At 41.8% G+C, this 24,497-nt stretch carries 21 protein-coding genes; 18 read left to right on the plus strand and 3 right to left on the minus strand.

Going from position 1 to position 24,497, the window contains the following annotated elements; translation table 11 throughout:
• Window positions 1–5 precede the first annotated feature (5 nt).
• On the minus strand, window positions 6–917 hold the full coding sequence (locus FN961_RS06765; RefSeq protein WP_229814633.1) for a LysR family transcriptional regulator: 912 nt from the start codon (window positions 915–917) through the stop codon (window positions 6–8).
• Window positions 918–1,066: 149 nt separating this feature from the next.
• Between FN961_RS06765 and FN961_RS06770 the strand changes: the two genes are divergently transcribed.
• From FN961_RS06770 to FN961_RS06810, 9 genes are all read left to right on the plus strand, one after another.
• Entirely contained in the window at window positions 1,067–2,038 is a 972-nt protein-coding gene (locus FN961_RS06770; RefSeq protein WP_143563921.1) for a glutathione S-transferase family protein, read from the plus strand.
• A gap of 85 nt (window positions 2,039–2,123) precedes the next feature.
• Window positions 2,124–3,101 carry a glutathione S-transferase family protein gene (locus FN961_RS06775; protein ID WP_143563800.1) on the plus strand — a complete coding sequence of 326 codons (978 nt, stop codon included), beginning with the start codon at window positions 2,124–2,126 and terminating at the stop codon, window positions 3,099–3,101.
• Window positions 3,102–3,116: 15 nt separating this feature from the next.
• Window positions 3,117–4,286, plus strand: a complete 1,170-nt coding sequence (locus FN961_RS06780) for a questin oxidase family protein (protein ID WP_143563801.1) — start codon at window positions 3,117–3,119, stop codon at window positions 4,284–4,286.
• 397 nt (window positions 4,287–4,683) lie between these two features.
• Complete coding sequence (locus FN961_RS06785; protein WP_229814632.1) at window positions 4,684–5,382, plus strand: hypothetical protein; 699 nt, start codon at window positions 4,684–4,686, stop codon at window positions 5,380–5,382.
• Window positions 5,383–5,737: 355 nt separating this feature from the next.
• Window positions 5,738–7,027, plus strand: a complete 1,290-nt coding sequence (egtB, locus tag FN961_RS06790; RefSeq protein WP_143563802.1) for an ergothioneine biosynthesis protein EgtB — start codon at window positions 5,738–5,740, stop codon at window positions 7,025–7,027.
• Window positions 7,027–8,016 (plus strand): L-histidine N(alpha)-methyltransferase, encoded by a 990-nt coding sequence (locus tag FN961_RS06795; protein WP_143563803.1) that lies wholly within the window; start codon window positions 7,027–7,029, stop codon window positions 8,014–8,016. The genes egtB and FN961_RS06795 overlap by 1 nt, the downstream gene beginning before the upstream one ends.
• A gap of 66 nt (window positions 8,017–8,082) precedes the next feature.
• Window positions 8,083–8,529 (plus strand): peptide-methionine (R)-S-oxide reductase MsrB, encoded by a 447-nt coding sequence (msrB, locus tag FN961_RS06800; RefSeq protein ID WP_143563804.1) that lies wholly within the window; start codon window positions 8,083–8,085, stop codon window positions 8,527–8,529.
• 6 nt (window positions 8,530–8,535) lie between these two features.
• On the plus strand, window positions 8,536–9,303 hold the full coding sequence (locus FN961_RS06805) for a hypothetical protein (RefSeq protein ID WP_143563805.1): 768 nt from the start codon (window positions 8,536–8,538) through the stop codon (window positions 9,301–9,303).
• Window positions 9,304–9,499: 196 nt separating this feature from the next.
• Entirely contained in the window at window positions 9,500–10,978 is a 1,479-nt protein-coding gene (locus FN961_RS06810; RefSeq protein WP_143563806.1) for an alkaline phosphatase D family protein, read from the plus strand.
• 2,042 nt (window positions 10,979–13,020) lie between these two features.
• Here FN961_RS06810 and FN961_RS06815 read toward each other — a convergent pair.
• On the minus strand, window positions 13,021–14,313 hold the full coding sequence (locus FN961_RS06815; protein WP_143563807.1) for a tyrosine-type recombinase/integrase: 1,293 nt from the start codon (window positions 14,311–14,313) through the stop codon (window positions 13,021–13,023).
• Between the two features lie 639 nt (window positions 14,314–14,952).
• Here FN961_RS06815 and FN961_RS06825 point away from each other — a divergent pair.
• Complete coding sequence (locus FN961_RS06825) at window positions 14,953–16,518, plus strand: response regulator (protein WP_143563809.1); 1,566 nt, start codon at window positions 14,953–14,955, stop codon at window positions 16,516–16,518.
• 83 nt (window positions 16,519–16,601) lie between these two features.
• On the opposite strand, the gene FN961_RS06830 is transcribed toward FN961_RS06825, so the two are convergent.
• Entirely contained in the window at window positions 16,602–17,066 is a 465-nt protein-coding gene (locus tag FN961_RS06830) for a hypothetical protein (protein WP_143563810.1), read from the minus strand.
• 258 nt (window positions 17,067–17,324) lie between these two features.
• On the opposite strand from FN961_RS06830, the gene ccoN reads away from it, so the two are divergent.
• From ccoN to FN961_RS06870, 8 genes are all read left to right on the plus strand, one after another.
• Complete coding sequence (gene ccoN, locus FN961_RS06835; protein ID WP_143563811.1) at window positions 17,325–18,749, plus strand: cytochrome-c oxidase, cbb3-type subunit I; 1,425 nt, start codon at window positions 17,325–17,327, stop codon at window positions 18,747–18,749.
• Window positions 18,750–18,761: 12 nt separating this feature from the next.
• Window positions 18,762–19,388 (plus strand): cytochrome-c oxidase, cbb3-type subunit II, encoded by a 627-nt coding sequence (ccoO, locus tag FN961_RS06840; RefSeq protein WP_143563812.1) that lies wholly within the window; start codon window positions 18,762–18,764, stop codon window positions 19,386–19,388.
• Between the two features lie 15 nt (window positions 19,389–19,403).
• The gene (locus FN961_RS06845) at window positions 19,404–19,571 is read left to right on the plus strand and encodes a CcoQ/FixQ family Cbb3-type cytochrome c oxidase assembly chaperone (RefSeq protein ID WP_064791312.1); all 168 of its coding nucleotides are present in this window, start codon (window positions 19,404–19,406) and stop codon (window positions 19,569–19,571) included.
• Between the two features lie 8 nt (window positions 19,572–19,579).
• Window positions 19,580–20,548 (plus strand): cytochrome-c oxidase, cbb3-type subunit III, encoded by a 969-nt coding sequence (gene ccoP, locus FN961_RS06850; protein WP_143563923.1) that lies wholly within the window; start codon window positions 19,580–19,582, stop codon window positions 20,546–20,548.
• Window positions 20,549–20,658: 110 nt separating this feature from the next.
• Window positions 20,659–21,138, plus strand: a complete 480-nt coding sequence (locus FN961_RS06855; protein ID WP_143563813.1) for a FixH family protein — start codon at window positions 20,659–20,661, stop codon at window positions 21,136–21,138.
• 70 nt (window positions 21,139–21,208) lie between these two features.
• Window positions 21,209–23,587 carry a heavy metal translocating P-type ATPase gene (locus tag FN961_RS06860; protein WP_143563814.1) on the plus strand — a complete coding sequence of 793 codons (2,379 nt, stop codon included), beginning with the start codon at window positions 21,209–21,211 and terminating at the stop codon, window positions 23,585–23,587.
• Window positions 23,584–23,781 (plus strand): cbb3-type cytochrome oxidase assembly protein CcoS, encoded by a 198-nt coding sequence (gene ccoS, locus FN961_RS06865; RefSeq protein WP_143563815.1) that lies wholly within the window; start codon window positions 23,584–23,586, stop codon window positions 23,779–23,781. The genes FN961_RS06860 and ccoS overlap by 4 nt, the downstream gene beginning before the upstream one ends.
• A complete protein-coding gene (locus FN961_RS06870) occupies window positions 23,774–24,466 on the plus strand; it encodes a sulfite exporter TauE/SafE family protein (protein ID WP_143563924.1) in 693 nt (230 codons plus the stop codon). Before ccoS ends, FN961_RS06870 begins: the two co-directional genes overlap by 8 nt.
• Window positions 24,467–24,497: the final 31 nt, after the last annotated feature.

Below are 24,497 nucleotides of genomic sequence, written 5' to 3' on the forward strand. Positions count from 1 at the left end.
CAGTGTTATTGCTCCCAATAGGGAATATCACCGAAATGTTGACTTAAGAAGTCGATCAACATGCGCACCTTCTTTGGCAGATAACGATTTTGGGGATACACCACATAGGCTTTCATTGGCGGGATCTTATAATCAGGCATGATTGTTTCAAGCGAACCATTGGCCAGCTCTTGCCAAACAATAAAACGTGGTAAAAAACTAATACCGTGGCCTGATACCGCCATGGCTTTTAAAAAGTCACCATTGTTGGCTGTACAGTGACTTTCCATTGGCACGCTGATCCGCTGTTGCTGTTTATCGATAAGTTCTATCCCCGCAAGAGGCAGGCGAGAATACTTGAGTAACTTGTGACTTTTTAACTGCTCAGGCGTTTCGGGTTTGCCATGCTGCTCTAAATAACTGGGGCTCGCACAGATAAGATGACTGATAGGAGCAAAAGCTCGCGCCCGCATACTTGAATCCGTCAGATGGCCAATACGGATAGCCAAATCAAATCCCTCCTCAACGAGATCGACATTTCGGTCTGAAAAATCAATGTCCATCTGCAGATTAGGGTGCTGTTGGGCAAAGAGCTCAAAAGCGTTAACTAAGTGCATCACCCCAAATGACAAAGGAACCGTAAGCTTTAATGTCCCCTTTAAACTTTGTTGCACCGACGATAGCTGGCAATTGAGCTCATCGACCTCCTCTAAGAGCAGCTTACACTTTTGATAATAGATATTACCAGCTTCTGTAAGGCTGGATTTTCGCGTTGTGCGGTTAATGAGTTTTACGCTAAGTTGCTGTTCTATCTCACTGAGCCGTTTACTCACAGCTGATTTGGCTAAATTTAACTGCTCGGCAGCCTTAGTTATCCCGCCAGTCTCGACCACCTTGATAAAGATCTGCATGTTTTCTAATTGGCCCATAGATGTCATCAACTCTCGTTTGCTAGATATCACTTGAGACTATCATATTGTTCTCAAACTGCGAACAATCTATGCGCCTGTTTACTGTTTATCCACAAGCCCTACAGGTTTACGATTCTTATCAAGCGAATAAAACAGCAGAACGCTAGGAGATTATGATGGGGTTATTAGTAGAAGGTAAATGGCAAAACACCTGGTATGACACGGCAACGACGGGTGGAAAGTTTGAACGTAAAGCCTCGAGTTTTAGAAATTGGGTAACCAAAGATGGCAGTGCGGGCTCCTCTGGTGTAGGCGGTTTTAAAGCTGAGGCTGACCGTTATCATCTTTATGTGTCATTGGCATGCCCTTGGGCACATAGAACCATCATTTATCGCAAGTTGAAGGGACTGGATAAGCTCATAACCATGTCTGTTGTGAATGCATTTATGGGAGATGAGGGCTGGACCTTTGAACCTGGAGAGGGCGTGATCCCAGATCCTATTCATGGTGCTCAATTTGCTCATCAAATATATACCAAAGCAGACTCACACTATACCGGTAGAGTAACGGTGCCTATTTTGTGGGACAAGAAAACCAACACTATTGTGAGTAATGAGTCTGCTGAAATTATCCGTATGTTTAATTCAGCGTTTGATGATGTGGGGGCAACCTCAGTGAATTTCTTACCTGAGCGTTTACATCGTGAGATTGATCAGATGAACGATTACATCTACCCGACCATTAATAACGGGGTTTATCGTGCTGGGTTTGCCACAACACAAGCTGCCTATGATGTTGCTGTTGAGGAGGTGTTTACTGCCCTCGACAAGCTAGAAGCCCTATTGGCCAAGCGAAGGTATCTGATGGGCTCACAAATTACTGAAGCAGATTGGCGTTTGTTCACCACTTTAGTGCGCTTTGATGCTGTGTATGTTGGTCATTTTAAATGCAATAAAAAACGCATTGTGGATTACACCAATTTGTGGGGCTACTTGAGAGATCTATATCAGCAGCCAGGGATCAGTGACACCGTGGATATTCCTTATATCAAGGCACATTATTACGGCAGTCATGAATCAATTAACCCAACACGAATTATCCCTAAAGGGCCACTATTGGATTTCACTACAGCGCCCCAAAGATACTAATTCAAAGGCTGGTGCATAGCACTTAATCGATAATCAACTTGCTCGGAATGTATTCCAAGAGTCGGTTCAAAAAGGGAAGTGGAATATGGGCAAATTAATTGAAGGTCGATGTCTGACAGACGCGCAAGTTGATGCGTTTGAAAAGCAACAATATCAAGAAAATCAAGGTCATTTTCAACGAGGTACCGCCAAGTTTAGGAATTGGATCACCGCTGATGGTTCGGAGGGTGAGAGCGGTGTTGGCGGATTTAAAGCCGAAACGGGGCGTTATCACTTGTTCGCAGCTCTTAACTGCCCTTGGGCGCATAGAACCTTGATCTATCGCAGTATCAAAGGACTAGAAGATGTCATTAGTTGCTCGTTAGTCAAGCCACTTAGAAATGATCAAGGCTGGGTGTTTGATAAATCAGGACGCTTTAGTGATGACTTGTATCAGTTAGAGAATATGCACAGTTTATATAGCAAGGCGGCACCCGATTATACTGGCAGAGTAACGGTTCCCGTCTTGTGGGACAAGCAGCAAAAGAAGATTGTAAGCACTGAGTCTTCTGAAATTATTCGTATGTTTAATCAAGCTTTTTATCAAATAACCAACAATAAGGAGGATTATTACCCGCAGCAGTTGGCAGTTGAAATTGATGAACTGAACCAGTTTATTTACGACAACCTTAATAATGGGGTTTATCAAGCGGGGTTTGCGCGCAGTCAGCTAGCCTATGACGAAGCTGTGACCAAGGTCTTTATGGCCCTTGAGACAATTGAAGCGCGCTTAAGCACTTCATCATTCTTGCTTGGCGAGCATGTCACAGAAGCAGATTGGCGCTTATTGCCCACCTTAGTGCGATTTGATGTTGGCTACTACAGCGCGTTCAAATGCAATATTAAGGCAATACGGGATTATCCCAACTTGACGCGTTACTTACAACGGCTGGTGGACATTTCCGGCGTGTCACAAACCATTGATTTGGATGTCTATCGCAAGGGATATCACTCAACAAGCTCACTGCGAAACCCCCACGGAATAGTACCTGTTGGGATGTCTTCTACCTTTACATTAACTTAGATAAAAGAGGCAGTTATGAACAATCAACAACACACTTATCATGCATCAGCGACATTAACTGCTCCAGTTAATCAAGAGTTGCACGCAGATGGTCTTTACCACCCAAATTTGGGCGGTATTACACGCAGTGGCATGGCCAATCATTTTCCCATGACCATCATGAGCTTAGCTGCACTCGGTGGTACAGATGAAGATATTCAACGCTTTAAAAATCGTTGGCCTAGAAATCGTACATTGATTCAACAAATGGGATTAACAGATGAGCAAATCGTTAATCTAGATAATTGGCCTGAATACTTAGGTAGACCTGAATTATTAATCGAGTTCAAAAGAGTGTTCCTAACAGGAATCGATAGTTTAGGTGCTGATAAGTTTATCAACCATGCGCTAAATATCATGGCAGATGCGCTACCGATGGGACTGTTTCATCCTGTTATTCGCCTCAGCTTTGCCCGAATGCAGGGAGATGCTGGTTTGATAGCCGATGCACTGGCTTACTTTGCCATTCGCTATCAAGATCTCTATGCCAATATCGACGCAACAGAGGTTCACGCCGAAGAGAATGTGATTGATATTGATGTACTGTCTACCTGGACAAGTATCGCCAAACGAATTGAGACAGGGGAGGTTAAACTCAATATCAGAGGTCCGAGTTTGCGCGTCGGTGAACATTTATGTAGCGATCCCTATGTTCATGAGCTGGCACTTAATCAAGGCTTCACGATAAATCAGACGAATCTGCCGACACGCATGTCTGAGATCTGCAAAGCGGCTGTTGCGCTGTATTTGTCAGAGCCAGCTTTGACGACTTTACACGCGGTCACCGCTGCTCAAGCTCTGGTCGATTTGACCTTGTCATTGACATCGATTAATGCTGTGAAAAAAACAGATGACGATAGAGATAATGCAGACCATGAAAATCAGGTTTATGTAAAACTGTGGAAAAGGTATTGGATCTGGTTAATGGGTCTATATCTAGAAAAAAGGGTACCAAAGCTCACATTCACAGGCTTTGAAGCTGGTAGAAGCCCATTACTGAATTGGTCAAGCCTTGCCAGATTTGCTGTGAAACTAAATGAGGTTCATGACATCAAGATGGTGTTTTCATGTAAATGGTTAGCAGAAAACCTAGAAGATCATGAGATATACCGAGTTGCAGCAAATCAGATAATCGCTGATCATTAACGTCCATTCACTTATTTAATTCAATTCAATAGCCTAACGCGTGAACAAATCTTACTTAGCCTTCAAATGAAAGCTAAGTAAGGTTTTCAGACTTAGCTTCAAATCTTTCAGAGATCCTATTACCTTTCTACCGCTATCTAGGAACTCATTATCATCAGTTAGCGCTTTTTATCGTTATCCTGAACTTGTTTCAGGATCTAGATTGAGAGAAGTATGACGACACTGCTTATTAGATTCTTCAAAAGAGTGTAAATGACAGAGGAAAATATCTATGTCTTTGACGTTCGTGGGCCCTGATAAAATAACCAATTTAGGTAAGGGTATTTGACGGGAACATGTCTGTGTATTATAGGTTTATAAGGCATAAAATTAATGACTTATGGATGGGGCGTTATATTTGAAATGTTCTAAAAGAGAGAGCTGTCCATATCCCTGCAATGGCAAACTTCCGAAGCATTTCGATGCTTGTATTGATGTAGGCTTAGCCAAGGTAATGGAAGTAAACGCTATTCCGCAAGCTATTGGAGAAAAAATAGCGCTAATCCTGGAGGATAATCTCGATGCTGCGAGCTTTTGTGAGCATGGTGGCAGCTATTCTCTGTCTGTTACTCCACCGAGAAAGCGGGTATTAGATCGTGTCATCGTGCATAAGTTCGAACAGTATTATGTTCAGATCACTGAAAAACTTTCCGAGAAAAAGCGTCAAAGCAACCAGTTGGGCGATCTGTTTGAGGTGATCCCTCGGGGTGAATGTTTGGATCTATTCTTGTCTTTAATCAAAGACCATTGCATGGGAAATGAGCAGGTAAAAACATTTACACAACGGATAGAGGTGTTAACCAACCGCTTTTCAGATGAAATGGGAATAAGCTGGCTAGATTTGTACGAGAGTGATGAGTATGAAGCGTGCATGAATGAGTTATTTTCGATTGTTTTCCATTACCTCAAAGATAGAAAGGTGCCGATCCCTGCGCTAAATATTAAACTTGATCACAGGTATCAGCCAGAAAGAATCAATAAGCTACTGCGTTACATGAGTAAGCTATGGCTAAATCAGCACCATGGTGACTCAACAGAGATACCTGAATTAAAGTAATGTTCGATATTTCCTTGCTATTTTATCCTCACTAAAGAAACCCGTATAACCTTGTGAAGTCAGCTCAGCCCAAGATAACGGCAGCGCCATACTTAAACGCCTATTCCTATTTGTACTTATCTGTCTTTCAGTTTTCATGGATAAAACTCATGTTCACTTTCGTGCATACCGACACTTTTTATTGTCATTTATTGACTGATATTAACTGTTTACCCAGAATTTATTAGCGCTTTCTTATTGATAATGTGTCACTCAGATAGTAGGTTAAATACATTGCTAGCCTAGCTTTTTAAACTGGATATGGCGGAAAGGCTTGCTAGATGCTGAAAGGAACACGTTGAAATAGAGGGATATTATGCTTTCGTCAGATTCAAAGATGTTGTCTGCAAGAGCTGAATTGCTTGATTGTTACCTGTCTGTGCGCAACGATACTGACGATATATGCCGTCCCTTGGCAATTGAAGATCACGCTGTACAACCTAATGCTGAAGTTAGCCCGCCCAAATGGCATCTGGGACACACGACTTGGTTTTTTGAAGAGCTGATTTTGGTTCGTTTCATGCCTGACTATCAACGCTGGAATGAACAATATCGGTTACTGTTCAACTCCTACTATAAATCGGCGGGTCAACATTGGATCCAAAGTGAGCGAGGGAATCTATCTCGACCCAGAGTTGATGAGGTATTGGCCTACAGAGCTTATGTGGATCATCACATGACATTGCTGTTACAGAGTGATATTGATGAACCGGAAATGGAGGAGGTGCTTGAGATTGGCATGCATCATGAGCAGCAACATCAAGAGCTCTTGTACATGGACATTAAGTTCATTCTCGGTGTTAATCCAATGCAAGTCACCTATGATGATTCATTCTTACCAGAAGCTAAAGGCCTGTTTGTTAAGGGCGTAATGAGCGAGTTGCCTAAAACAGCACTCAATGAAGCAAATTGGGAAACGTTTGAAGAGGGAATATATCAACTGGGTTATGGCGGTGAACATTTTGCTTATGATAATGAGTCTCCACGGCACAACACCTATCTCTACCCCTTTTCGATAGCAAAACATACCGTCAGTAATGGCGAATATTTAGCGTTCATTAATGACGAAGGCTACAACACAGCACGTTATTGGCTAAGCATGGGCTGGGATTGGTTGGTTGAAAGCCATATTAAGCATCCATTGTATTGGCAACAAGAAGATGGGCAATGGTATGAGTTTACGCTTCACGGTCGACACGTTTTAGATCTTAACGCCCCTGTCACACACATCAGCTATTTTGAAGCTGATGCCTTTGCGAGCTGGAAAGGTTGCCGGTTGCCAACAGAGCAAGAGTTTGAAGTCTACCTGCAACAAAACCCATCAGAGCAAGGTCTTGTAACAGAACTTCATCATCCAAATAACACCAGTGAAGATGTAGGGCAGGTGTGGTGCTGGACTCGTAGTCAATACACTGCCTATCCGGGCTTTAAGCCTTATAAAGGGATGCTCGAAGAGTATAATGGCAAGTTTATGTGCAATCAATTTGTCCTAAAAGGCGGCTGTATTGCGACACCAGTAGGGCACTACCGTCACTCTTACCGAAATTTTTATCAACCTCATCAAAGGTGGATGTTTTCTGGCATCCGATTAAGTAAGGATATCTAGTGGAGATAACTAAATTAATTAACCAAGGTTTGTTTGACGAAGATGCGCTAAAAGAGCAATTTGCCATCGATGTGTTAACAGGATTATGCGCTACCCCAAAAAACCTAGCAGCCAAGTATTTCTATGATGATATTGGGAGTGATATTTTCCAAAAAATTACCCAACATCCCGATTACTACCCAACACGTACAGAGTTTCAAATCCTCGACGCGATAAAAAATGATATTCCCAAAGTGATTGGCGAGGAAGAAATTGATATCATTGAGTTAGGTGCGGGAGATTGCCATAAAAGTAAGTTAATTATCGATGGTTTTTTAGATGCCGGCTGCAAAGTCAATTTCTATCCCATCGATATTTCAGAGCAAGCCATGATCTTACTGCAGGACAATATCGCTTCTCACCCGAACTTAAAGGTACACGGGGTCGTGGCAGAGTATTTTGATGGTTTGCGCCTAGTGAGAAAAAAATCCACCAACAAGCAACTGGTGCTTTTTCTTGGGTCTAATATTGGCAACTTTGATCGTGTGCAAAATCAAGGTTTTTTGCGCCGTTTATGGATGAGCTTAAATGCAGATGATTACGCGCTCTTAGGCTTTGACTTGAAAAAAGATGTTGGTGTACTTACCGCGGCATATAATGACTCAAGCGATCATACTCGAGACTTTAACCTTAATCTGCTCACACGCATAAACACCGAGTTGGGCGGTAATTTCAATATCAATAAGTTCCAGCACTTTGGTGTGTACAGTCCGATTTTGGGCGCGATGGAAAGCTATGTTCTAGCAAGTGAGAGTCAGGATGTATACATTTCGGCTTTAAAGCGGTCTTTTCGCTTTGAAGCTTTTGAGCCTATTCATCTGGAGTATTCGTTTAAGTTTTTGAAAAGTGATATCGATTTCATTTGTCAGAAAAATGGATTCGATGTTGTTGAGCACTTTACTGATCCTAAAGAATATTTTATCGATTCACTGTGGAAAGTAGAGAAATAGCAGCTATTCAGGGCAAGGCCACAATCAACATCGTACAAAACAAGATTGAATTTACATAGGATAGTTATGAAAAGTTATACCAAATCAGCCGAAGCCATTGCAGCCTTAAGTGATGAGCAGTTTCGGGTAACACAGCAAAATGGCACAGAGCGACCAGGGACAGGGGAGTTACTTGGCAACAAAGAGCCCGGTATATATGTGGATCTGGTATCAGGTGAGCCGCTATTTGCCTCATCAGATAAGTATGAATCTGGTTGTGGTTGGCCAAGCTTCACCAAACCAATAGAAGATAAACACGTTAATGAGGTGCGCGATAATACTCATAGCATGACACGTACAGAAGTGCGCTCTAAACATGGTGACAGCCATTTAGGCCACGTATTTCCTGATGGACCTGCAGATCGAGGTGGCTTACGCTACTGCATCAACTCGGCATCTCTGCGATTTGTTCACCGAGATGAGATGACTGCTCAAGGTTATGGCGATTACTTAAATCAAGTGGAAGACATCTAAGCCTCTATGTTTGATGCCGATAATACTGTATCGATTCGAACCTTCTGTACCGAAATACAGCCCGGCAGTTTGCAAATTATCCACCTGTATAACTCTAAGGCTGCTGCGCTCACTGCCGCTGAGCGCAATAGAGTTGTGGATGATTTTGATCATGCATTTGTCTACTTGAACGCATCTAATCGCGCTTGGGTAAAATGGCGTAACAAAGCTGGAGAAATTCAGCTTTGTGGCAGCGGCGCTTATGCATTAGCTTGGATGATGTTAAAGGATAAACAGGGCTTTCAAGTCGAGATCAACAGTGATTATCACACTCTAGTTGCCACATCTGAGCAAAATAAACTCTGTCTAACACTCCCGAATATTCATCCTGTGGAGATCTACTTTCTTGATGACGAGCGAATGTTTGTCGACAAAATGTCTGGGATCTATCTACTCGAATTAACCTCTTCCAATAAGCTTGAGGACACTCAGTGGCTCAACAGTATGATGAACATGAACCGACTCTCTGAGCTGGGGATTCACGGTTTTTGTGCATTCCATTGGGATAAGAAAACGAATACAGGCATGCTCAGGTATTTTGTGCCTTGGCATGGTCGCGATGAAGATTATGTTACTGGGTCAATTCATCAATACCTGACACCGTTAATCTATGATTTGTATGGGGTCGATACACAAGAGTGGCACCAATGTTCATCCTCACACGGAACGCTAACGAGTGTGTATCAGGCTGAATATGTTCAGATCAGCGGAAATTGTCAGTTAGTATCTGCTTAAGACGCTTCAATGTGTCCCACTATTTTATAGACCGCACAGCGGTTAACACTTCACTTTACAGCACTCAGAAAATCCACGGCTAAGCGAATGATCAATCAATAATGGTAATTGATAAATGATGAGGCTCAGAGTAAGTTATTACTCAATGCAGATATTCAATACGGATTAAAATACACCAAATAAAAGGATTTTTATTATGGCCCTTAAACTCATTTTAGGCCCTATATTAGGGCTTGAGTCAGACAGCCTCTACACAGTGTTATTTGTTGCTAACAAATCAATCATTAACCCGAAGGTTAACTACTTAAATACCTCAGTCGATGCGATCAATATTGGTGAGATTGAATCTGGGATTGTGTGGCGAGCTGAATTGACACTATCGCCAGATACCGCACAACATATCACTTACTCCATTCATTCTTCTGATATGCCAGTCAATGATGCAAGAAATGCCTGTCAGTGGCGCTTCTACGTGCCCGCGAAAGATGAGCAGCCTAAACTGGCGTATGCCTCCTGTAACGGCTTTTCAGACTATAAATTAATGACCTCGACCGATAATCCTTATCACTTATGGGAAGAGATGGCCGCACAGCATGAGGATGAGCCTTTCTCATTATTGCTAATGGGCGGAGATCAAGTCTATGCCGATTCTATCTGGACGACGGTGCCAACATTAAAGGCCTGGAATGATGGAGGTCGCAAACAAAAAGTTAAATATGTTCCCAGCAAAAGAATGCAAGATCAGATCAGTCGATTCTACAACGACCTCTATATCGACCGGTGGAATAAGCCTGCAATGGCACAAATGCTTGCTTCTGTACCATCTCTAATGATGTGGGATGATCATGACATCATAGATGGGTGGGGCAGTTTCCCATCACAAATACAAACTTGTCCTGTGTACAACACCATTTTTGAAAGTGCTAAAAAGTTTTTCTCATTGCTGCAAATAAGAGGACACTCGAATCAAACGCTACTGTGTCAACAAGATGAACCCACGCATTTCAGTAGTCATGTTAAGTTTCGGCATTTCAATATTCTGGCACTGGATAACCGCTCGGAGCGTTCAATCAATGAAGTCATGAGCTCTTCTCATTGGAGTGATGTTATCTCGACTTTAGAATCAAACTGTCTTGATGGCGATTTACTGGTACTCAGTGCAGTGCCTGTTGTCTACCGAGATTTTTCTTTCGCTGAAAGTGCGCTTGATGCCACGCCGTGGGAAGAGGAATTGACTGATGATCTTAAAGATCATTGGAGAGCCAAAGAGCATGAAGGTGAGCGCTTAAAACTCATTATGCGTTTATTGGATAATGTAAATACTCGCCAAGGGAAAACGGTCATGTTATCCGGAGACGTACACCTAGGTGGTTTAGGCATTATCATCGATGAACGAGGCGACACCAGAAGCAGCATTCATCAAGTGATTTCATCAGGCATCGTTCACCCAGCACCCACTTACATGCAATGGCTTGGGATATTAGCGGTCACAAACGATAATCTGGAATACCTAGATGAAACGCGCTTGGTCACATCGAACATGATAAAACCACATGGCTCAAACAAATACATCCGCAACCGCAACTTTGTGACCCTGCTCGAAGGCAGTGACAGCAAGTTATGGATCAACTGGATCTGTGAAGGCAAAGATAAACCTTCCTATCCGCTGCAATAACGCGCTGTAAACTTGCAGTCTCAGGAGGCATAGGGTGGTGATGAATAAACTAACGCTTATTTTCAAGCCATCCCCTGGAAATAAGCTCTTAGGCTTCTTTCCACCTATCCTTTTACTCATTAAATCTGTGTTTCAACTTTACTCTTAGTACCGCTAACCATATGGTGCCTATCTACTATTTTTCGTGAGCAAAGCTATGGCTTTGTTAAAGTACTGACTTTTACATTATCTAACGACCTAGTTAAGGTAGTATTGGTTTATGGTGTGTATCTATTTTTACTCAATTATTTAGAGGCTAAGAGTAAAAAGTCTCAGTTAGAAAAGCTCAAGATTCCGTCTCAATACCTCAGTGTTAGCAATGGGAAAAATAATACTCGGATTAAACTGAGTGACATTTCTTATATTCTGGCAATGAGTTACCTAAGTCACTGATGTTCAAATCTACATCTCTACTTCCATCTGGAGAAGTACTGTCTATTGGAGGCTATGATGAACGAATTCAACCATCGAAGGAAATCTGGTTAATTAGGGAGCGTTAATGCTGAGCGATAAGAGAAGGGGGCTTGTTACTTTCTCTAGCTGTGTCTCTAAGTAAATTACACTCTCTAACTAAGTAGAGCTTACAGCTAGAGTGCATTAATAATCTGATTCACTAACTTGCTAGTTACCAGGTGCAAGATAAACTCGGATCAGAAAGAGCACGCAGATCGGTCTGTTAAGGCTATTTCACTTCATTCAAGCCGATAGTGAGAGGTGCAGCCTTAACTTCTCGTAATAAATTTCAAGTTAGAATCGAAGTGTTTTGAGATGTAACCAAATACGGCTCATATACGCACCAGTATAGGAAACAGATTTAGTTTATGTGGAGACGCTCACTAGTATGACAACGACTATGGCAACAGCTATAACAAACTATGATTCGATTAAAGTTAAAGTTAAACTGAAGACAGAGGACAACACAGAAGCTTCAATGTTGATTGACTTACTCATACAAACACTATTTAACATAATATACATTGTGCGCACTTATGTGTATTTCTATATATGGCGAGAGTATGATGTGTTACCTATCTCAATTGATTGATTTCAAAGCTATCACTTAGGTTCTTATATAGTTACTTATATTAGGCACTCATATAAGTACTCATATTCAAAGCACTATAATCAAACTTACTGCTTGAGTTCGTATGTCACTTACTACACAAACAGATAACTGCGTCTCTTTATCTTTATTCATTACAATGAAAGTTCTTCTAGAAAATGACAGCCAGGCAATGCCAATAAAAGCAGATTGTTTTTGGCAAACCTTAGTTAAACGACTTTAGGTTAGCCTTAAGTGAAACTGGCTTGCGACGTTTAAAGTAAACATTGAGCTATACGCTCTAATTGCTACTAATCAACTCAGTAATCTTTGATTATTATCGTGTGCTACGTGAAATCTGAGAGCCAGTACTCCTAGAAGTTTCAAAGCATGCACGTAGCAACGCATTGAATTAAAGTGGATTATTGAAGTGTCTAGGTTTTCTCTTTAAACGCTAGCTGGTTATGGTCAGTCAGTTTACGCCTGGAAACCATTGCTACTGATAAACACTTTTAGTCAATACATTGGTGGATTTACTGCTTGAATGTATTTCGTCCCATCAATGGTTGGCGCTGTTTAAGCATTTACAATGTCTAGGTTTACCCTAAATGTTTGCTCCTACATCATGTAAATGGCGATACAGTCAAAGTTTATAGGCAAGTAAGTCTTCAAGTGACCATGCATAATAGGCTTACAAAGTACTAAAACTAATTAAAAGCCCACTTAATAACGAGCAAAAAAGTGTATAAGCCACTGACTGATGTATAAGATTTATGGCTATCATATTCAAAACATTCTCTTAAAAACAATGCCTAAAAACGATTTTGAACCAGTTTAACGCTACATAAAGGAATAAAAAAGAGAGCGATAAAATCTTACCCCAATTGCCGATAATGATACTTATCGGCATTAAGGTAGATGATTTAAATGGTGTGTTAAATGAATCGCTTAAACACTATTTTTATTCGATACCTTGCAAGTGATCTAATGGTTTGTTCTGGGCGCTGTGATGTCGCTCAATTTGTGAAGTATGTAGGTATTGTGACGTGGTATCGATACTTTCATGACCCGCATCTGCTTGTACGTGTGATAGTGGCCGACCATTAATATTGATATCGTGGGTGATGCCTGTGTGCCTAATATTGTGTGCTGTGAGCTTACGCATTTGATGCGCATCTTCGATTAAACCATCATTTTCGATACAGTTAGCTGCTTTTTCGATGATCTTATCAACTTCTTCTCTGATTTGACGTATGCCTAAGTTCGCATTGATATTGCCAACCTCCCTGCCTCTTCCTGCTGCTCTATGACGAATAAACAAGGGATGATTCTCCCCTGCTACCGGATAGTCTGCCAATTTTAGGAAGCGACGATACTCAACTAAACCTTCCAAAAGACTCTTGGATATAGCAACAGAGCGACGCTTGCCCCCTTTGCTTTGAGGAATATAAAAACTCCAGATCCCGGTTTGACTGTTTTGCCTAAATTGCTCCATCACGGGGGTGTAACCTGCTCTTGCACTGACTTCCGATATTCTTAGGTAACAGAAGTAGACTAGCTTTATGAGAAACAAACTACGTTGATGAAGCTCTGGCTCCTCTTTGGCGAGATTCTCTACTGTGGAGATAACGTATGACCATTGCAGTTCGCTAAATGAGAGCATACTGCCCTCCTCAGCTTTAATCTGGTATTTCTTCTTGGAGGAAAATCGGCTGTGATTCATCCAGGCTTGAGCAGGATTGCGTTCACAGTAGTCTTCGCTCATCAAATAGCTGTAAAAAGAGGAAAGAATGGCAACCTTCGTCTTTAGTGCATTTTCACTTAGTGAGTATACCTGCTCTTTGCCCAGTACTTTTTTGCCAACAAACGGTCGCCAAGCGTGATTAGGGACCCTTATTCCCGTGGGTTTATCGAGCTTAAATTGTGCCACGTTAAAGTAGCCAATTAAGTAAACTGGCGGATTTTGGCAGTAATCTAAATACCGTGACACTTCGCGTCTGGTTAACACTGCAGGCGAAAGCTTCACGATATCGAAACACCAATGGAAGAAAGTGGTTAGTTCACTTCGGTATGCCTTATAGCTATTTTCATTATTTTTTTGTTCATAGAGAAGTTCGGTTGCATGTTCATATAGCATTCCGGCGTCGGTCACTTCGTTGATGCTGATTTGGGTAATATACTGATTAATAAAGCTGTTCCCCTCTTGAATGTGCAAGGCAGATTCAAATAGAGGTAAAACGGGAGGCATTTGCATAAACGCTCGATATCAAGGCTAGAAGCACAAAGTGATGTGTTCTTTATTAAATAAGTTCGGTTAAGGCATTGATCTTAACAGTGTTAACTGATTTATGTCATGGTTTTTAACCCATTTAAATTAAACCGATGAAATTCCCCGTCCACTCGGTGCTAGAACACTGGCTAATTAAATTATGTTAGTGATTTTGTTACCAGAACTTGTTATTTCGTCAACTTGTTCGATACTTGTAGTTGAGTCTGGTTTAGTAAAAAAATTAACGGATTGTGGGCAGGTTTGAGAACATGACTTTACGCACCCAACCCGCTGGCTACAACACAATAAACATAGCTGCCATACGGTATGTTTAGAATCCTGATCCAGACAGCGAAAATCAGCAGCACACAGTTCACCTGATTGAATTAATTTGGCTAGCTTATCTGCTGAAATTGAAAGATTAACTTGGGAATCTCGCATGATTTGACCTTGAAAAGTATCGTTAACTTAATACTACACGCAAATGAGAATCGTTATCAACTAATCGTAGTGAAATACTGTAACTGTAAGATGATTTTTTGTACGACTATTTTCCACCCCCTTTACATTGTTCTACACTCAATGCACTGGGATAAAACTTTATAACACTGTTGAGGTTGTCTAATGCTGATCGATATAGCAAAGAAGAGCCCACTTTTTTCAGGGAAAAAAAAGGCGCCAGAGGCCAATTCAGGGCCTGCATGGAAGATCCTTATCGTCGACGATGAACCAGACGTTCATACTGTCACTAAACTCGCACTGTCTAGATTTAAACTTGATAACCGCTCCTTAGAGTTTATCAACGCTTATAGTGGCGAAGAAGCAAAACAGATCCTGCTTAAAGAGCAAAACATTGCGATGGCGTTTGTTGATGTCGTTATGGAGAGTGACCATGCAGGCCTAGAGCTTGTAAGGTGGATCCGTGAAGATAATATGAACAAGGCGATACGCCTTATTCTACGAACGGGTCAACCAGGTCAAGCACCTGAAGAAGATGTGATCGTTAATTATGACATTAACGATTACAAGGCTAAGGCTGAGCTTGATTCAAGAAAGCTAGTGACTAGCGTCTATTCAGCACTTAGATCTTACCGCGATATAATGCAGATTGAAGAGGCAAAAGAAGCGCAAACAAGACACCGAAGAGGTCTTGAAAGAGTGGTTAATGCCACTTCTGGTTTATTTGAACTTCGAACGCTCCACAATTTTGCTGATGGCTTGCTAACTCAAGTGGCTACTTTGCTTAACTTTGACAGTGAAACCCTCCTGCTATCTTGTAAGTCTATTGATGCGATGAGTGAACAGATCAACTCAAATCAATTGCATATACTGGCAGGAACGGGGCAATACTCGAGCAGTCATGAAAAGGTTGTTCCTGATTATATAAAACAGAAAATACTACAGGCTCTGAAAGATAAGTCCTGCATTTATGAAAAAGATTGTTTTGTTGGTTACTTCCCTGCAAAGAGTGGTTGGATCAACATTATGTTCATGGATGGGATTAACAGTATTGATGATTTAGACAAAAAGTTAATTGATATTTTTGCCATTAATGTCGGTGTCGCTTTTGAAAACTTATTACTCAATAAAGAGTTAGAAGACACACAGTCTGAGTTAATTCTGCGTTTAGGCGATGTAGTTGAGAGTCGTTCGAAAGAAGCGGCTAACCATGTAAAACGTATGTCTGCCTATTGCTACCAATTAGCATTAATCGCAGGACTCGAAAGACAGGAAGCTGAGCTTATTAAGCATGCGTCCCCTATGCATGACATCGGCAAAATAGCCACGCCGGATGCAATTTTGTTGAAACCGGGCAAATTAGATGCTGAAGAATGGAATATTATGCGACAGCATCCTGAAGTGGGTCATCAAATATTGGCGAAATCTGAGCGTCCAATTTTAAGAGCCGCGAGTATTATTGCCCTGCAGCATCATGAGAAATACGATGGTTCTGGTTACCCTTCTGGTTTAAAGGGTGAAGATATTCATGTGTTCGCAAGGATTGTTGCAATTGCCGACGTGTTTGATGCGCTCTCTCATGCCCGCTGTTATAAACCTGCATGGCCAATTGAGGAAGTGTTGAAAGTGATGAGAGAAGGGTCTGGCCTGCACTTTGATCCAGTATTGCTGGAATTATTTATTGAGAATATTGAAGTCTTTAACTTACTAAAAGAGCAACTACACGACTAAATATGTCGAGATTTTGGATTGGAGTGAACAGGTAAAATACAAGCATAGTCTTACGTATTTCACCTCTTCACTCTTTTTATTTTCTAAGGTTCGTCATCAGCTAAAAAATCAAAAATTGCAACTTTTTGTTCACCTTTCACCGTGAAACTAACAAATGCACGCCACACCATATAATCGGTACTACAAGAACCGTATATAAGCGATCCGTTATATAGGTTTTCACCTACTTTACTTAAATTAACAGGGATAACGCCCATAAACATATCCCTGCCCTCAATGCGTACTTTTAGATCTTCTATTTTTTCAGAGCTGGTAAGGCTTACAGTTAATGGTTTTTCGCTTGGAGCGCCGAAAGGAGTGAGTAATAATTCAATGTTAATCCCAGTAACATTTCTTATACATGGCCCTTGGTTAAACCTGCAAAGTGTATCATCCTGTATCTTTTGACTTGTTTTTGCTGATTTTTCTGGCGTGCATGCAGTCGTAAACACAAGCATAAACAGTAGAAAGCAGAGCCGTGATTGAGACATTACATTAACAGGTAGCACAAATAATAACCTTTGATAGTGAAGTGTTTACATTCTAAGGAGTAGTTTGATCTAGATCAACTTTTGAAAGGCTGCAATTCCTATCTTTTTTGACATAGCTCAAGTATCATTAGTTTACCTTGCAAATTTAACAAAATTGCAAGGCAACACATTGACATGACCCGATGTATTTCGTAGGGAATAAAATTTATGTCTTTTTCACGAGTAAAGTTTTGAGTTTACTCACAAGTATAAGTAATAAGCAGTGGAAGCAATAAAATGAACCATTCCCAGCCTCAAGGCGCTGATTACAATTACACCGTTGTTCGCCAGTTTGCCCTCACGACCGTTTTGTGGGGAATTGTTGGTATGTCAGTTGGTGTATTGATCGCGGCTCAGTTAATCTGGCCACAACTAAACTTCGATACTCCATGGTTAACATACAGTCGTCTTAGACCTCTGCATACTAATGCCGTGATTTTCGCGTTTGGTACTTCAGCACTTTTTGCAACATCCTACTATATCGTTCAACGTACCTGTCAAACCAAGTTATTTGCGCCAAAATTGGCCGCATTTACCTTCTGGGGTTGGCAAGCCATCATTCTATCAGCCGTTATTACTCTGCCTCTTGGTATTACAAGTGGTAAAGAATATGCTGAATTAGAATGGCCAATTGATATCGCCATTACCTTAGTTTGGGTTTGTTACGCAATAGTATTCTTCGGTACTATTATTAAGCGAACTACATCCCATATTTATGTAGCGAATTGGTTTTTTGGTGCCTTCATCATCACAGTCGCTGTATTGCACATAGTTAATTCTATGGCTGTTCCTGTTAGCTTATGGAAGTCTTACTCTCTATATGCGGGTGCAGTCGATGCAATGGTACAGTGGTGGTATGGACACAACGCAGTAGGCTTCCTGCTTACCGCTGGTTTCTTAGGCATGATGTACTACTTTGTTCCTAAGCAAGCTGGCCGTCCAGTTTACTCCTATCGTCTTTCTATTGTTCACTTCTGGGCATTGATTGCTTTGTATATTTGGGCTGGTCCTCACCACCTTCATTATACAGCTCTGCCAGATTGGACTCAGTCACTTGGTATGGTGATGTCTCTAATCCTATTCGCTCCTTCTTGGGGTGGTATGATTAACGGTATTATGACGCTATCAGGTGCTTGGCATAAGTTAAGAACAGATCCTGTTTTACGTTTCCTTGTTGTTTCATTGTCTTTCTATGGTATGTCTACCTTCGAAGGCCCAATGATGGCTATCAAGACGGTAAACGCCCTTTCACACTATACTGACTGGACTATTGGCCACGTTCACTCTGGTGCGTTAGGTTGGGTTGCTATGGTTTCTATCGGTTCTCTATATCATTTGATTCCTGTTCTTTATGGACACGGTCGTATGTACAGCACTAACCTCGTTAACGTCCATTTCTGGTTAGCAACGATTGGTACCGTTCTGTATATCGTATCTATGTGGATTTCTGGTGTGATGCAAGGTCTGATGTGGCGTGCAGTTAACTCTGACGGAACGTTGACATACAGCTTCGTTGAAAGTATTGAAGCCTCATACCCATTCTACTTCGTACGATTCCTTGGTGGCTGTTTCTTCGTAACCGGTATGCTAATTATGGCATATAACGTGTTCAAGACAGTAAAGGCACCGAAAGAGTCTTTGCCTGCATTAGCAGAAGCATAAGGGGTAGATTTGATGAAATTTAATCATGAGATAGTCGAGAAAAACATCGGTCTTCTAGGGATCTTTACCGTTATTGCTATTAGTTTTGGCGGTTTGGTACAGATCACTCCTCTGCTTTTTCAAAAAGATACGACTGAACCTGTTGACGGGTTGATTCCTTATACAGCGCTTCAAACTGAAGGTCGTGACATTTACGTTCGTGAAGGTTGTTATAACTGTCACAGCCAGATGATCCGTCCTTTACGTGCAGAGACTGAACGTTACGGTCACTATTCTGTCGCCGGTGAATCAGTTTGGGACCACCCTTTCCAGTGGGGTTCCAAGCGTACTGGTCCAGATTTAGCCCGTGTTGGCGGTCGTTATAGCGATAAATGGCATGAAGTTCATTTGATAGATCCACGTGCAGTGGTTCCACAATCGAATATGCCAGGTTTCCCTTGGTTGGCAGAGAACAAGCTTGACGGCAAGTTAACTGGTCAGAAGATGGAAATCCTACGTAATCTTCATAAAGGTGGAAATAAGGGTCAAGACCTTTACACCGATGAAGAAATTGCGGGTGCACAGAAAGCGGTTGAAGGTAAAACTGAAATGCAAGCACTTATCGCCTATCTGCAGTCCCTAGGACATGCACTGAAATAATTAGGAGGCAATTATATGGATTACGGAACAATACAAGGCATTATAACTATTGTCGTGATGTTTACCTTCATCGGTATATTTGCATGGGCTTACAGCTCTCGTCGTAAAGATCAATTTGATGAAGCGGCTAACCTTGTTTTTTCAGAAGATGAACTTAACAAGGGTTCAGGAGAACATAAGTAATGGCATTGATGACTAACTTTTGGAGTATATGGATAACTGTACTCACACTCGTGGTAATCGTAGGATGTTTCATTCTATTAAGACTCGTCACTAAAAACACCACTGGTGTTGAAGAAGGCGAATCGATGGGTCATAGCTTTGACGGTATCGAAGAACTGAATAACCCACTGCCTAAGTGGTGGAGTTATATGTTCTACGTCACTATCGTTTTCGGTGTGATTTATTTAGCACTTTACCCAGGTTTAGGTAACTACAAAGGTCTTTTAGGCTGGTCGAGTTCTAACCAGAGTATTGGTACTGAAAACGGCATTAAAGCTGACTCTGAAGCGGCGATTGAGCTTGCTAACAAAGAAGGCCGCTGGGTTCAGTATGACCAAGAAGTTAAACGTGCTGATGAACAATTCGGTCCGATCTTCAGGGCTTATGCTGAAACACCGCTTGAAGAGCTAGTGAAGAACGAAGATGCCTTAAAAGTGGGCGGTCGTTTGTTCTTACAAAACTGTTCTCAATGTCATGGTAGTGATGCCCGTGGTAGTAAAGGCTTCCCTAACCTCACTGATAATGATTGGTTATATGGTGGTGAACTTGCCACTATTAAAACAACTCTTATGAATGGTCGTCATGGCATGATGCCGCCAAAAGGTGGTTTGCCAATTGAAGACAGTGAGATTAAAGGTTTAGCTGAGTATGTGACTAAGCTTGCCGGTCGAGACCATGATGAAGCTCTTGCTGCTCAAGGTCAGGCTTCATTCATGAAAGGCTGTTTTGCTTGTCATGGTATGGATGCTACCGGTAACAAGTTTATGGGTGCACCTAACCTGACTAACAATATTTGGTTGTATGGTGGTAGCCGTGGCGCTATTGAGCAATCAATTAAGAATGGTCGTAGTGGTGTCATGCCAGCTTGGAAAGATGTATTAGGTGAAGAGAAAGTTCACGTAATCACTGCTTATGTTTATAGTTTGTCAAACAAGTAGTTACATCTAAGTTATAAGAAGGCCTCGATCATATCGAGGCCTTTTTTTTAGTATGCTAAATCACTTCTTTAGCGGTAAAATAACTCCAATTTTTTCAATAGGTATTCAACATGAAACAACCGCAAGCCTGGTATAAGCAGTTCTGGCCTTGGTTTTTAATTATCTTGCCTCTATGTGCTGTTGTGGCGAGTATTAACCTACTCTATCTTGCTATCGATAACAAAGATGCGCTCGTTTCTGAAGATTATTATAAAGATGGAAAGCGCATCAATATGGACCTGAAGAAGATCAAACATGCCAAGCAACTTGGTATGCAGTTTGAGGTTCAGGTCGATGATAATGAATTAACCATTATCCAACACGGTGGAGAAGCGTATTTAGCCGCTCTGAATGTGGAGTTTTTTCACCCTACAATAGAGAGTAGAGATTTTAAGCAGGTTGTGACAGCAGACGGTGATAAAGCTTACCGTATCTCACTTGAGAAACCGATCACCGGTGCTTGGGAAGTCAGACTCGAAGGTTATGATAACAGCTGGCGTATTCAAAAACGTCTACAGATAACCGATGATACTGAATATTGGTTAAACTAGTTATTTCATTAGAGCGGGCCCTGCCCGCTCTATTCGAGCGTTAAAGCACACAGGTATATCTAGATCTAATATGAAGCATTGTGATTGTTTTCATTGTGGCGAGCCCGTTTCAACTGGGTCTCAATTTACGACACGTATCAATAGTCGCGATGAATTGATGTGTTGCCTCGGCTGCCAAGCAGTTTCTCAAGCAATTATCGATGCTGGATTAAGCAACTATTATAAATTCCGCACAGAAAATGGCAGTAAACAAACTTCACTCGTGCCTGATGAGTTAAACTCATTTTCTGCTTTTGACCTTCCAGAGATCCAACAAGACTTTGTTTATAGTAAAAGTGACATCGCATCAGTGTCTTTATCCATCGATGGGATCACTTGTGCCGCTTGTGCTTGGCTGATTGAACATAAACTAAAACATGTCGCTGGGATCACATCAATACAGGTAAATACGACGACAGAACGTGCACAAGTCAGTTGGGTTACAAGTGAGATTAAGCTGAGTGACATTCTCAATCAGATAAGCCAAATTGGCTATCAAGCAGCACCTTATCAAGTCGATGAACAAGAGAAACAGAGTAAAGACAATAGTCGTAAATTCCTACTCAGGTTAGGCCTTGCAGGTTTTGCGACCATGCAGGTGATGATGTTCGCTCTTGCCCTTTATGCTGATTTCTTTTCCGATCTCGATGTCGAATACCGTGATTACTTTCGATGGGTTAGCATGATTTTTGCCGCCCCAGTTGTGTTCTATTCCGCACAACCATTCTATTTTAGTGCGATTCGCTCCATGTTCAGCGGGCGATTAAACATGGATGTCTCTGTCTCTATCGCCATATTGGGCGCTTATGTCGCCAGTTGTATTGCAACAGTCAATGGCAATGGTGAAGTCTATTTCGAATCCGTTAGTATGTTTACCTTCTTTCTTCTGCTTGGGCGCTATTTCGAGCAAAATGCCAGACAAAAGGCCTCTGTAAGTTCCAGTAACTTGCATAAATTGATCCCGGTTATTGCACAGCTTGTACTGCCAACAGGTAATAAAGAGGTCGCAGCAAAAGGGCTTAAGGTCGGCGACATCATCTTGGTTAAACCCGGTGAAGTGATTGCTGCTGACGGGGTGATCATAGAAGGCTACAGCTGCATTAATGAAGCGATGCTGACTGGTGAGCAGATGCCTGTAATGAAATTGCTTACGCATGAGGTGTTCGCAGGGACAATCAATGTTGACCACCCTATTAAGATTGAGGTGTCGGCAATTGGCCAAGATCAACTCGTTGCCGAAATTATTCGTTTGCAGGAAGCTGCATCAAACAACAAGCCGAAAGTGGCGCTTTATGTCGATACCATCTCGAACTATTTCACTTGGACTATCCTGATTATAGCCCTGCTGACCTACATTGTTTGGCGCATCTATTGGCCTGAAGATGCTTTTTGGGTCACGTTAGCGGTGTTAGTGGCTACCTGCCCTTGTGCATTAGCGTTAGCCACGCCAACAGCGGTAACGTGTGCAACAGGCATTTTTACTCGCATTGGGGTTATTGTTCGTAAGCCAGGTGTGTTTGAAAAACTCACTAAGATTGATCATGTGGTGTTTGATAAAACTGGCACTCTGACTTGTGGCACGCTAACGATTGATGATATTGCGCTGTATAACGATAGTTGTAGGGAAGATGTCTTATCACTCGCCGCAGCGCTGGAGAGTGCATCGTTACATCCTATTGCTAAAGCATTTGAGCCTTATCGTAATCATGCCATTCAAGTGTGTGAGCAACAGAGTGTTGTGGGAGCTGGATTAGTCGGTTCAATCAATGGTGTACAATATCGGATCGGTAGTGCTGAATTTATTGGGATGGAGAACGATCTGACCTTAGCCGTCTATTTAGTTAAAGATACGGAGCTTATGGCTAAATTCACATTGGTGGATGCCATTAGAGAAGATGCCGTCGCAACGATTAAGCTCCTCAAAGACAATGGCTGCATGGTCAGCATTGCCAGTGGTGATAGCTCCTCCCATGTTGATGATATTGCACGAAGAGTGGCAATTAGTAATGTGCATAAAGGGCTCAAGCCGCAAGATAAGCTCAGCCTTGTTCAATCATTACAGTCAACGCATTCGATTGCGATGTTTGGTGACGGTATAAATGATGCGCCTGTACTTGCAGGAGCTAACTTGTCAGTTGCAATGGGCAGCGGTTCTGCTATAACCAAAAACAGTGCCGATCTCATTCTGCTTGGGGATCAATTATCACGCTTTAATGATGCGGTACATGTCGCAAAATTAACCGATAAAATAATTAAGCAAAATTTGTATTGGGCGCTCGGATATAACCTGTTTATAATCCCCTTGGCGGTTACAGGCCATGTATTACCTTACATTGCTGCCTTAGGAATGTCGGTCAGTTCACTCATTGTTGTCGCTAACAGTCTACGACTTCTAAAGGTTCGTTTATGAGTATTATTTATGTATTAATTCCCATCGCGATGTTATTCGTGATCATTGCCATTGGCATCTTCTTTTGGGCTGTAAAATCAGAGCAATTTGACGATCTAGATAGACAAAGTGTCTCAATTCTCTTTGATGAAGATGAATCGAAAGCGAAGCCTCAAAGCCAATCCACCGACACAAAGTCAAAGCATCTTGATTGATTACAGTGTCACTGGCGCATTTCTGGTTGGCTTAATGGGCGCTGGTCATTGCATTGGCATGTGCGGAGGATTGATAGGCGCTTTTTCATCAAAACTCTCCGCTAAACCCGGTCAAAACCAACTGGCGACTAAATTAACTTTCTTGCTTACCTACAATGCTGGTCGAATTCTCAGTTATGGTTTGGCTGGTGCATTAGTTGGTGGCTCTGCTAGCGCATTAGGTATGTTATTTGATGTGGATACATACTTGCTTGCATTACGAACACTTGCTGGTTTGATGATGATTGTAACAGGCCTTTATATCGCGCAGATATGGTCAGGTGTGGTGCAGATTGAACGTTTAGGGAAGTTCATATGGCGATTTATCTCCCCTCTCGCCAATAAGGTTGTCCCCATTAAAACCATGAAAAATGCTTTTCTTGGCGGTATGTTATGGGGCTGGCTTCCCTGTGGTTTGGTGTATAGCACCCTTACATGGGCGGTAGCCGCTAACTCGGCACAGCAAGGCGGATTAATCATGCTGGCATTTGGACTAGGTACTCTGCCTGCACTATTAAGTGCTGGCGTTGCAGCAAATTTATTGAGTCAGTGGGTTCAAACAAAAGCTGTTAGATTACTCAGCGGGTTAGTATTAATCTTGTTTGGTTTACAGACTTTGTACATTGCAATTGCACAGCTTAACTAGCTCAGCATATTAAATTAGTTTAACATAAGGC

It is taken from the genome of Shewanella hanedai (assembly GCF_007197645.1).
GTDB lineage: Bacteria > Pseudomonadota > Gammaproteobacteria > Enterobacterales > Shewanellaceae > Shewanella > Shewanella hanedai.

What these genes read in the sequence shown, in the direction of transcription:
- FN961_RS06765 (WP_229814633.1), bottom strand. Translation starts at nt 917, where the DNA reads ATGACATCTATGGGCCAATTAGAAAACATGCAGATCTTTATCAAGGTG.
- FN961_RS06770 (WP_143563921.1), top strand. Translation starts at nt 1,067, where the DNA reads ATGGGGTTATTAGTAGAAGGTAAATGGCAAAACACCTGGTATGACACG.
- FN961_RS06775 (WP_143563800.1), top strand. Translation starts at nt 2,124, where the DNA reads ATGGGCAAATTAATTGAAGGTCGATGTCTGACAGACGCGCAAGTTGAT.
- FN961_RS06780 (WP_143563801.1), top strand. Translation starts at nt 3,117, where the DNA reads ATGAACAATCAACAACACACTTATCATGCATCAGCGACATTAACTGCT.
- egtB (WP_143563802.1), top strand. Translation starts at nt 5,738, where the DNA reads ATGCTTTCGTCAGATTCAAAGATGTTGTCTGCAAGAGCTGAATTGCTT.
- msrB (WP_143563804.1), top strand. Translation starts at nt 8,083, where the DNA reads ATGAAAAGTTATACCAAATCAGCCGAAGCCATTGCAGCCTTAAGTGAT.
- FN961_RS06805 (WP_143563805.1), top strand. Translation starts at nt 8,536, where the DNA reads ATGTTTGATGCCGATAATACTGTATCGATTCGAACCTTCTGTACCGAA.
- FN961_RS06810 (WP_143563806.1), top strand. Translation starts at nt 9,500, where the DNA reads ATGGCCCTTAAACTCATTTTAGGCCCTATATTAGGGCTTGAGTCAGAC.
- FN961_RS06815 (WP_143563807.1), bottom strand. Translation starts at nt 14,313, where the DNA reads ATGCAAATGCCTCCCGTTTTACCTCTATTTGAATCTGCCTTGCACATT.
- FN961_RS06825 (WP_143563809.1), top strand. Translation starts at nt 14,953, where the DNA reads ATGCTGATCGATATAGCAAAGAAGAGCCCACTTTTTTCAGGGAAAAAA.
- ccoN (WP_143563811.1), top strand. Translation starts at nt 17,325, where the DNA reads ATGAACCATTCCCAGCCTCAAGGCGCTGATTACAATTACACCGTTGTT.
- ccoO (WP_143563812.1), top strand. Translation starts at nt 18,762, where the DNA reads ATGAAATTTAATCATGAGATAGTCGAGAAAAACATCGGTCTTCTAGGG.
- FN961_RS06845 (WP_064791312.1), top strand. Translation starts at nt 19,404, where the DNA reads ATGGATTACGGAACAATACAAGGCATTATAACTATTGTCGTGATGTTT.
- ccoP (WP_143563923.1), top strand. Translation starts at nt 19,580, where the DNA reads ATGACTAACTTTTGGAGTATATGGATAACTGTACTCACACTCGTGGTA.
- FN961_RS06855 (WP_143563813.1), top strand. Translation starts at nt 20,659, where the DNA reads ATGAAACAACCGCAAGCCTGGTATAAGCAGTTCTGGCCTTGGTTTTTA.
- FN961_RS06860 (WP_143563814.1), top strand. Translation starts at nt 21,209, where the DNA reads ATGAAGCATTGTGATTGTTTTCATTGTGGCGAGCCCGTTTCAACTGGG.
- ccoS (WP_143563815.1), top strand. Translation starts at nt 23,584, where the DNA reads ATGAGTATTATTTATGTATTAATTCCCATCGCGATGTTATTCGTGATC.